The 9,080-nt window shown below is 28.4% G+C and carries 9 protein-coding genes; all 9 read left to right on the top strand.

What is annotated here, in order from left to right; genetic code table 11:
* The coding region (locus tag I4U58_RS10785) for an Asp23/Gls24 family envelope stress response protein (protein WP_243269612.1) at positions 1 to 335 on the top strand (335 nt) is incomplete at its 5' end.
* A 15-nt stretch (positions 336 to 350) separates the two neighbouring features.
* Positions 351 to 1,994, top strand: coding sequence for a DAK2 domain-containing protein (locus tag I4U58_RS10780; protein WP_195931353.1), 1,644 nt, complete (start codon positions 351 to 353; stop codon positions 1,992 to 1,994).
* A gap of 123 nt (positions 1,995 to 2,117) precedes the next feature.
* On the top strand, positions 2,118 to 4,178 hold the full coding sequence (recG, locus tag I4U58_RS10775) for an ATP-dependent DNA helicase RecG (RefSeq protein ID WP_195931352.1): 2,061 nt from the start codon (positions 2,118 to 2,120) through the stop codon (positions 4,176 to 4,178).
* 43 nt (positions 4,179 to 4,221) lie between these two features.
* A complete protein-coding gene (gene rsmD, locus I4U58_RS10770) occupies positions 4,222 to 4,779 on the top strand; it encodes a 16S rRNA (guanine(966)-N(2))-methyltransferase RsmD (RefSeq protein ID WP_195931351.1) in 558 nt (185 codons plus the stop codon).
* The gene (gene coaD / locus I4U58_RS10765) at positions 4,779 to 5,273 is read left to right on the top strand and encodes a pantetheine-phosphate adenylyltransferase (protein ID WP_195931350.1); all 495 of its coding nucleotides are present in this window, start codon (positions 4,779 to 4,781) and stop codon (positions 5,271 to 5,273) included. Before rsmD ends, coaD begins: the two co-directional genes overlap by 1 nt.
* A 2-nt stretch (positions 5,274 to 5,275) precedes the next feature.
* Entirely contained in the window at positions 5,276 to 5,797 is a 522-nt protein-coding gene (locus tag I4U58_RS10760) for a hypothetical protein (RefSeq protein WP_195931349.1), read from the top strand.
* A gap of 302 nt (positions 5,798 to 6,099) precedes the next feature.
* Complete coding sequence (locus I4U58_RS10755) at positions 6,100 to 6,864, top strand: discoidin domain-containing protein (RefSeq protein WP_195931348.1); 765 nt, start codon at positions 6,100 to 6,102, stop codon at positions 6,862 to 6,864.
* Between the two features lie 24 nt (positions 6,865 to 6,888).
* Positions 6,889 to 8,313 carry an ABC transporter ATP-binding protein gene (locus I4U58_RS10750; RefSeq protein ID WP_195931347.1) on the top strand — a complete coding sequence of 475 codons (1,425 nt, stop codon included), beginning with the start codon at positions 6,889 to 6,891 and terminating at the stop codon, positions 8,311 to 8,313.
* Between the two features lie 4 nt (positions 8,314 to 8,317).
* Positions 8,318 to 9,080 (top strand): ABC transporter permease (locus I4U58_RS10745; RefSeq protein WP_195931346.1); only part of this gene is annotated, 763 nt, incomplete at its 3' end.

Here is a 9,080-nt window from a genome sequence, read left to right as displayed (position 1 = left end):
TTCCACTACCAGAAGGATTTGAAGACCCAGCTCCAGCAAAAGATAGCTCTATAGAAGCAGATAAAATGGAAAGCTATGGTTTAGTAGGTTTTTCACAAAAAATAAAAGGTATAGTTGAATTACTAAAAGAAGGCAATATAGCAAAAGGTGTAAAAGTAGTAGAGTTAGAAGACAATACTATAGAAATAGAGTTATCAGTTATAATGCAATATGGAATCAATATAGCGACTGTTGCAAATAACATAATTGAAAGAGTTAAATATTCTGTTGAAAATGATACAGGTATAAAAGTCAGCAAAATAGACGTTAACGTTCAAGGTATTCGAGTAAAGTAATTTAGGAGGAAAGAAATGATTCAAAATATAGACGGAAAACAAGTAAGGGATATGTTTGTTTCTGGTGCAAATAACCTTAAAAATCATAAAGACTTAGTAGATAAATTAAATGTGTTCCCAGTTCCAGATGGAGATACAGGAACAAATATGTCTCTAACTATATCTTGTGCAATAAAAGAATTAAACAAAGTAGAACAAGATGACATAGGACAACTTGGAAAGGCTCTTTCTAAAGGTTCTTTAATGGGTGCTAGAGGAAACTCAGGAGTTATATTATCTCAAATAATAAGAGGTATAGCTAAATCAATAGAAGGTAAAGAAACACTTAATAGCATGGATATAGCTGAAGCATTAAAAAATGGTTCTGATACGGCTTATAAGGCTGTAATAAAACCAGTTGAAGGAACTATCTTAACAGTAGTAAGAGAAAGTTCAGACTATGCTTTAAAAGCTGCAGCATTAGAAGAAGACGTAATTGAATTTATGAAACTTCTAGTAAAAGAAGCTAACAACTCATTAGACAGAACTCCAGAATTATTACATGCTTTAAAAGAAGCTGGTGTTGTTGACTCTGGTGGTAAAGGGTTAGTTTTAGTATACGAAGGTATGTTAAAATCATTAGAAGGTCAATTTGTAGAAAGTCAAGAGATACAAACAACAGAAACTACTTCAGTACAAGTTGAAAATAGACTATCTACTGAAGATATAAAATTCCAATACTGTACAGAGTTTATACTTGAAACTGACAAAATATCTGACTTAAAAATGCGTGATATAATGATTAAATATGGAGACAGCTTAGTAGTTGTTGGTGATGACGGAATAATAAAAGTTCACGTTCATACTAATACTCCTGGTACGGTTCTTCAAGAAGCTTTAGCTTATGGTCAATTATTAACTATAAAAATAGAAAACATGAAATTACAACATGAAAACAAAGTAATAAAAGATGCACAAGAAGACAAAGAAGTTTCAGAACAAGCTGCTGTATCAGAAGAACCAAAAGAATTTGGATTTATAGCAACTTCAATGGGGCAAGGTTTAGCTAAAATATTTAAAGATTTTGGTGTTGATCACATAATAGAAGGTGGTCAAACTATGAACCCAAGTACTGAAGACTTTATGAATGCAATAGAAAAAATGAATGCACACAATATAATTATATTACCAAATAACAGCAATATAATTATGGCTGCAAATCAAGCTAAAGATTTAAGTGATAAAAATATAATAGTAATACCTACAAAAAACGTATCTCAAGCATTTGCTGCATTAGTTAACTTTGATGCTGATTTAACTATAGAAGAAAATGAAGCTAACATGGTAGAAGCTTTATCTACAGTTAAGAGTGGGCAAGTTACTTATGCTGTTAGAAACACTGTAATAAACGATGTTGAGGTAAAAGAAGGTAATATTATAGGTTTAGGTGAAGGTAAGTTATTATCAGCAGGTGATAATATAGATGAAATAACTACAAACCTTATAGAAAGTTTAGTAGATGAAGATAGTGCTATAATAACTTTATTCTATGGCGAAGATATTAAAGAAGAACAAGCAGAGGCTTTAAGAGAATCTCTAGAAGAAAAATTTGAAGATATCGACATAGAACTATACTATGGAGGCCAACCAATTTATTATTATTTAGTATCTGTTGAATAAAGAAATAAAATTATGTAAATAATGGGGGCTGTTTCAATTTTTATTGAGGACAGCCCTTTTTAAAGGTTTAAATATATTAAAATTTATCCTCTATAAAATAGAGGATTTTTTTAGGTGATGAGAATGAATATATTAAATAAAGATATTCAATTTGTAAAAGGCATAGGGCCTAAGAAAGCTGCAAAATTAAATAAATTAAATATATTTACAATAAAAGATTTATTATATTATTTTCCTAGGGCTTATGAAGATAGAAGTAATGTAAAAAAGATATATCAGTTAGAACATGATGAAAAAGCATGTACAAAAGGAATAATTAGCGATATTAAAACTTATGAAGCTAGAAATAAAATTAAAGTAACAAAATTTATAATTAGAGATGAGAGTGGATTTTTATCTCTTGTATTTTTCAACCAAGAATACTTGACAAAAGTATTTAAAAAAGGAGACAGTGTAATTGCTTATGGAAAAGTAAAAAAAGAAGGTGGATTTTTAGAAATGAATTCTCCACAGATAGAACATTTTACAAATGCACCTACATCTACATGCAAATTAATACCTGTTTATCCACTTACTTATGGAGTTACAAGTAAAGATATAATAAGTACTATAAAAAGTATATATACAAATGAAAAGGTAATTATACAAGAATATTTACCACAAGAGATAATTAATAAATATAAATTATGTAGCATAGATTTTGCTGTGAAAAATCTTCATATGCCACAAGATAAACAATCTTTAAAAATTGCACTATATAGAATGATTTTTGAAGAATTTTTAATTTTACAGATAGGTCTTTTTTACTTTAAAAGTGGAATAGATGACTCAGAAGGTATAAAGTTTGAAAAAAAAGAAAAATTAAATGATATAATCAAATCACTTCCATTTAATTTAACAAATGCACAAAACAGAGCTCTTTCTGAGGTTATAGAAGATATGACTAGTGATAATGTTATGAATAGATTGGTACAAGGAGATGTTGGGAGCGGGAAAACTATAGTAGCAGTGTTAGTACTTGCGTTATCTGTTTTAAATGGATATCAAGGCGCTTTAATGGCTCCTACAGAGATATTAGCTAGACAACATTATATATCTTTAAATGAGACGCTATCACCTTTTGACATAAAAGTAGACTTATTAGTTGGAAGTTTAACTAAAAAACAAAAAGAAAAAGTACTAGAAAGAATAAAAAACCACGAAGTAGATATCTTAATAGGAACTCATGCACTTATAGAAGATAATGTAGAGTTTAATAACTTAGGTATAGTTGTGACAGATGAACAACATAGATTTGGAGTAAGACAGAGAGCAAAACTATCTTCAAAAGGTAGCAATCCAGATATTTTAGTTATGACAGCCACACCAATACCTAGAACATTAGCACTTATACTTTATGGTGATTTAGATATATCTATAATAGATGAGCTTCCACCAGGAAGACAACCAATAGACACAAGAGCTTTTGAATCTAAAAAAAGAGACTTTATCTACACTAACTTTATAAGAGACGAAATAACAAAAGGAAGACAAGTTTATGTAGTCTGTCCATTAGTAGAAGAAAGTGAAGCTATAGAAGCAAAAGCTGCAGAAGATTTAAGAGATGAATTAAAAGAAAAGTATTTTTCTGATTTAAATGTAGAAGTTCTACATGGAAAAATGAAGCCTAGTTTAAAAGACAAAATAATGAATGACTTTAAAAATAATAAAATTCAAATATTAGTATCTACAACTGTAATAGAAGTTGGAGTAAATGTTCCAAATGCAACTTTGATGATTATCGAAAATGCAGAAAGATTTGGACTTGCACAACTTCACCAGCTTAGAGGTAGGGTCGGTAGAGGTTCACATAAATCTCATTGTATATTAATATATTCCTCAAAGACGAATGTATGTAAGGAACGTATGGAGATTATGGAAGAGACTAACGATGGATTTAGAATTTCTGAAAAAGATCTAGAAATTAGAGGTCCAGGTGAGTTCTTTGGAACTAGACAACATGGTATTCCAGAATTAAAAGTAGCCAATATTTTTAAGCATATAAAAGTTTTAAAATTGGCACAAGAAGAATCAAAAAATATTTTTAGAGAAGATAAAAATTTAAATAAAAAAGAACATATTTTGTTAAAAAAAGAAATGATTGAAAAATTTAGTAATATTAACAAAGAAATCTCATTAAACTAAGAGATTTTATGTTAGAATATATTTATTGAAGGGAGAATAAAATTTGAGAGTTATATCAGGAAAAGCAAGAGGATTAAAATTAAATACTCCTAAAAATGAAGATGTTAGACCGACAACAGATAGAGTAAAAGAATCATTATTTAATATAATAAATCCTTATGTTATGGACAATAATGTTTTGGATTTATTTGCTGGAACAGGTTCTTTAGGTATAGAATGTTTATCAAGAGGAGCACATAAATGTGTTTTTGTAGATAAAAGCAAGGAAAGTATGGCTATAGTTAAATCTAATATTAAAAAGGCCAGAGTTGAAAATGAAAGTACTACTTTAAATATAGATTTTAAAAGTGCTGTTACATCTTTAGGCAGACAAGGTGAAAAATTTACAATAATATTTATGGATCCACCTTACTATAAAAATATGTTTATAGATGCATTATCATCAGTAGATGAAAATAATTTACTTGAAGAAGATGGCATAATCGTTGTAGAGCATGATACAAAAGATAGCTTCCCAGAAAATGTTGGAAGACTATATAAAAGTAGAGAAAAAAAATATGGAAATACAACACTAACATTTTATAAGATGGAGGAAGCGTAATGAATAAAAAGTTTACAAAAGCTATGTTTGCTGGTAGTTTTGACCCTATAACTAATGGACACTTAGATATAATATGCAGGGCCTCAAAAATCTTTGATGAGTTACAAATAGGCGTACTTCACAACCCAAATAAAAAGGGGCTTTTTAATTTTGACGAAAGAGTGGAGTTAATTAAATCTTGTACATCTCACCTAGACAACATTAAAATAGTTAGCTTTGATGGGCTATTAGTAGATTATTGTCATGCAAATGATATAGGTACACTAGTTAGAGGCGTTAGAAGCGAAGCAGATGTAAACTATGAGCTTCAAATGGCACATATGAATAGAGAGTTAAATCCAGATATAGAGACAATATTTTTACCTACAAATACAAAGTACTCATTTATAAGTTCTTCATTAATAAAAGAAGTGCTTGCATTTGATGCAGATGTTAAAAATTTAGTGCCAAAACAAGTTTTAATAGCATTAAAAAACAAGAGTAAGGGGAGATAAAAATGGTTGAAATGGAACTGATTGATTTACTAAGACAACTTGAGATGATTGTGGAGGAGGCTCCTGCAAAGGCATTTTCACATAAAGTAGTTGTAGATAGAGAAGAAATTTTAAGTTTAATAAAAGAAATGAAGTCTGTTATTCCAGAAGAAGTAAAACAAGCATCTTGGATAAATACTGAAAGAGTTAAAATTATAAGTGATGCTAAAAGAGAAGCTGAAGAAATAGTTTTACAAGGTGAAAAAGAAGCAGAAAGATTATTAAAAGAAAACCAAAGAAATCTTGAAGACTTAGATAAAGAATACCAACAAAAAATTGAGTATATGATAGAAAATAATCAAGTAGTTCAAAGAGCAAATGAAAGAGCAGATGAAATAAAAGAAAAAGCTGAAAAATATAAATATGAGATGATTGAAAGATCAAATCAATATGCAGAAGATGTTTTAAGCTTTTTAGAACAAAAACTAGAAGAAACACTTGAAGAAGTTAAAAACAATAAAAGAGAACTTAATCCTAGAATGTAGGAATGAAAACATCTGATAAATTATATCAGGTGTTTTTTATTTTAAGGAAATTAGACATTATCTGGTTTGTAGATAATGTCTAATTTCCAACTTATTAACTAAAGCAACGGAATCTCCGATTCGTTGGCGCCATGAGCGAAGCGAATTTTTTTGTTATACAAAATAAATATTTAGGCTTTATTGAGAATATAATTTATATTGATAATATATGAAATAAAGTAATAATTTGGTATAATGAAAGAGAAATTAGGGATAAAATGAGGGAATGGGTATATTTATACCAAGATATAAGGAGGAGTAATATGATATGTAATAATTGTCATAATAAAAATGACAAAGATGCAAAATTTTGTAGGGTTTGTGGAACGCCATTAAACACTGAGAATACATATGATAATAAACATTTAAAGTATTCAAATAAAAAAAGTTCAACAAGTTTAAAATTTGTGGTGGCATTATCGTGCATAGTTGTTTGTTTGGGGATTTTTGTGATTTTTAAAACAGGAGTTTTTAGTGGAGGGGAAAATGATTTTTCGTCTTCTACAAAAGATCAAGGCTCAAACCAAGTGTCAAGTCAAACATCAAATGTAGAGAAAGATAAAAAAACTGACACTACTATTAATAAAGAAGTTTCTAAACTGTATATATCTAATACTGACTGTAGTTCAATACTTCACGACTCTACAAGTATAAACTATGGTTCAAGTAAAGCTATAGATGGGGATTTTTCTACAGTTTGGTCTGAAGGAGTTTCAGGATTTGGCCAAGGTGAATGGATAAGACTTGATCTTGATTCTACTTACACAATTGAGAAAGTAAAAATAGTTAATGGTCTTGTAAATAATAAAAATGGATATTACAACAATAATCGACCAGAATCAATTACACTTAGTTTTTCAGATGGAAGTAGCCAAAGTATTAAATTAGAAGACAATAATACAGGATATCAAATAGTAAATATAAAACCAGTTAAATCAGAATACGTTAAATTCACAATAGACTCTGTTTATTATGGACAAAAATACAATGATACTTGTATAGCAGATATAGAGGTATTAGGTTATTAAAATAATTATAAATGGGAGATAAGGATGTATATACTTATATTTGAACCTCACAAAGGTTGTAGAAAGGTTTTATTAGACAAGAGAGCAGAAAAAATAAATTTAGGTAGAAGTTTAAGAGATGGATATGGAAATATACAAATGAGTACAGACTTTTTACCAGATTATGTTGGAGTAATAATTTATAAAGACGACAAATTTTATTTTAGAAATTATGGCAAAATAAAAATTTTTGTAAATAACAACCAGCTTAATGATTCGACTACAGCAGTTAGGTTAACTCATGGAAGTATGATTAGAATAGAACACGGTATTAGTAGCGGAGTATATATAGGAGTTGTAGATGGAGAAATAGAAAATAAATGGAAGATCTTTAATCCAGAAGAACATAGATTTTTAAACGTTCAAAAAGATAGAAGAGGATATATAATAAGAAATACAGAAAATATAATTTATAAAGGCAAAAAAATAAATACAGATTACTTTATCCCTAGAAATGGAGATATATTTATCAATCAAAATTATATATTCTGTTGCTTAAAAAACAACTTATTTTTTGAAAAAATTAAAAATACAACTTCTCAAGAACACGTAAAATTTATAAATAATACAAGTGTAGAAAATAATATAAAAAATCAATCTAACTTAAATAAAGTAAATAATCCTAATAAAAATTATATTTCAAATAATAAACCAGCTATACTTATGTCTAATGTAACTAGATATGATAAAAAGAAAAAGTGGTATAGATTAAAAGATGTCAACTTGAAAATCAATTCGGGAAGGCTTGTAGCTATTATGGGAGTTTCGGGTGCAGGAAAGAGTACATTGTTTGATGCTATATTAAAAAGATTAAAACTAGATTCTGGAGAGATAATTATAGACGGAAATGAGTTGGGACATGTTCCCCAATTTTCTGTCTTAAGAAAAGGCAATACTGTGCAAGAAGTTATGGAGTTTTACGCTAGTAAAAAATTAAAGGGATATACAAAACAGCAGAAAATGCAGAAGATAGATAGTTTATTAGAAAAATTAAATTTATCTTTATTTAAACAATCACTGGTTGGAAGGTTGAGTGGTGGCCAATCTAGAAGATTAGATATAGCAGTACAGCTTTTAAATGAACCAAAAGTAATTTTAATGGACGAACCTGATTCTGGATTAGATGTAAAAAGTTGTAGAGAGCTTTATGAAATATTATCTAGATTAGTATCTGAAAAAAACAGCACCATTTTAGTTATAACTCATAATACACATATGGCATGTAAGTATCCTTATATAGACGATCTTTTATTTATGGCATCTCAAGGTAGAATATGTTTTTATGGAGAAAAAGATAAGGCATTGGAATATTTTAATATAAGTGATTTAGACGATATATATAATGCTGTTGAAAACAATCAGGATTACTTTGTACAAAAATACAACAATTTATTAAATAGGAGAGTTTAGGGGTATGGGAGTTATAATAAAAAACTATATAAAGAACCTAAAAAATGAAAAATCACATTATATATTTATTGGATTTCCTCTTATTATATCTATCTGCGTAGGTCTTACATTAAGAGGTAAGATGTTTGAGGATTATAGAGACACAAGGTCAAGATTATTTGCTATAGTATGTGTTGCAATATGGATTGGGCTTTTTAACTCAGTACTTGAAATATGTAAAGAAAGAGAAAGTATAAAAATGGATTTAGATAGTGGATTTAAATCTATAGAATTATTTTTTGCTAGATTTTTAGTACAAGCAGTAGTATGTTTATTTCAATCTATAATAATATTTGTAATATGTGCATTATTTGCAGAATTTCCATCAGAAGGTGCTGTAATAGGCTCTTCTTATATAGAATATATATTATCTATTTTTTTAATAACATTTAGTGCAGATGTGATGGGATTGTTGATTTCGTCATTATGTCCAAGTAACGATATAGCAAATAGAAGTTTACCGTTTATACTTATGGTACAATTTATATTTTCAGGACAATTATTTGAACTCGGGGACACTTTAGATAAAATATCTAAATTTACTATAAGTAAATGGGGCATGGATTTATTAGGCTCAATAGGCAATATAACTGATTTAACAATAACAATACCAGTAGAAGATAGTATTTACGATACTTTTAAATTTAGTGCAGAACATGTAATTAACTTATGGGCAATATTAATTTTATTTATACTTATCTTTTCTATATTATCAATATTATTTATAT

Source organism: Clostridium sp. 1001270J_160509_D11 (assembly GCF_015667935.1).
Taxonomy (GTDB): Bacteria; Bacillota; Clostridia; order Peptostreptococcales; family Peptostreptococcaceae; genus Intestinibacter.
The sequence above is the reverse complement of the archived record's forward strand: the minus strand, read 5'-3'. Positions and strand labels throughout refer to the sequence as shown.